A 1,526-nucleotide genomic window follows, 5' to 3' on the forward strand; every position below is an offset into this window, starting at 1 on the left:
CCACCGAATGGGTGAGCGCCGAATGGGCCGCGCTGGCCGCCGAATGCTCGCCGCACATCGTGCACGAGCCCCTGCCCACCGAGCCCGGCCAGCCCGTGCCGCCGGCCGAGACCGACGCCCAGGCCCTGGCCGCGCTGAACCCGCCCGCAGTGCTGCCCACCGCGTGGTGGATCGGCAGCTACAGCAGCCTGGCGTCCGGCGCACGGCATGAGGCTGCCGCGGTGGACCACGACCTGCGGGTGCAGCCCGCGCAGCCCCAGCCGGCACCCCCTGTGCGGACCCGCCTGGCCGACGACGACATCCTGCGCTTTCCGCGCGGGGCGGCGGCCGGCGATGCGCTGCATGCGGTGTTCGAGGCGGTGCGCTTCGACCAGCCGGAGCAATGGCCCGAAGGCATCGCCCGCGCGCTGCAGATGCATCCGCAACCGCTGTCGGCCGCGCAGCTCACCGGCGACGAACCGCCGCTGCCGCCGATGCTGCAGCGGATGCTGACCGACGTGCTCAACACCCCGCTGCCCACCGGCGATGCGCAGGCCGGCCCGGTGCAGCTGGCCACGCTGCCGCCGCGCCGGCTGCGGGTGGAGATGGAGTTCACCCTGCCCGCGCCGCACCTGACGGCCGGCGACCTGACCGACGCGCTGCGCACGCTGGGCTACCCCACGCCTTCGCTGGTGTTCGGCGGGCTGGAGGGTTATCTGCGCGGCTTCATCGACCTGGTGTTTGAACACGGCGGCCGCTACTACCTGCTGGACTGGAAATCCAACCACCTGGGCGACCGGCCCGAGGACTACGGCCGCGAGCCCCTGGCCGAGGCCATGGCCGAACACGGCTACCACCTGCAATACCTGCTGTACGCGGTGGCGCTGCAACGCCTGCTGCGGCAACGCCTGCCCGGCTACCGGCATGAAGATCACTTCGGCGGCGTTTTCTACCTCTTCGTGCGCGGCGTGCGCCCCGGCTGGCAGCAGCCCGACGGCACGCCCGCGGGGGTGTACTTCCACCGGCCGGCCGAGGCCACGCTGCAGCGGCTGTCGCAGCTGCTGGGTGAGACGGAGGCTTGGGCATGAGTGAGCTCGTGGACAACGCCACCGCCTGGCTGGCCCAGGGCCTGGGCGACTGGTTGCAGCGCTGGAGCCTGGAACAAGGCGCCGATGCCGCCGATGCCGCGGTGGCGCGCGCCGCCGGCCAGGCCTTGAGCCTGGCCACGCGCGAAGGCCATGTGTGCCTGCCGCTGTCGGCCTTGCAGTCGGTGGAGGCCGCGCCCGCCGCGGCCGCAGCGCAGGACGACCTGCCGAGCGCGCCCACCGCCCTGCCCCACGACCGGCCCGCCCTGCGCGCCGCCCTGCTGCGCTCCCGCGTGGTCGGCACCCCGGCCGAGCCCGGTGCGATGCCCCTGGTGCTGGACGACGACGACCGCCTGTACCTGCACCGCTACTTCGACTATGAACGCCGGCTGGCCCGCCGCCTGGCACAAAGCGCGCAGGCCGAGCCCACGCTGCCCACGCCCGAGGTGGCCAAGCGGCTGC

1 protein-coding gene and 1 pseudogene are annotated in these 1,526 nt (G+C 73.9%); both read left to right on the forward strand.

The window, feature by feature from the left end:
* On the forward strand, nucleotides 1-1,067 hold a 1,067-nt coding region (locus tag ABNT58_RS18555), incomplete at its 5' end, for a PD-(D/E)XK nuclease family protein (protein ID WP_348754922.1).
* Nucleotides 1,064-1,526: pseudogene (locus ABNT58_RS18560) on the forward strand (hypothetical protein); the annotation flags it as partial. The gene ABNT58_RS18555 and the pseudogene ABNT58_RS18560, both read left to right, overlap by 4 nt.

Origin of the sequence: uncultured Aquincola sp. (assembly GCF_964001545.1) — a bacterium.
Classification (GTDB): domain Bacteria; phylum Pseudomonadota; class Gammaproteobacteria; order Burkholderiales; family Burkholderiaceae_C; genus Aquincola.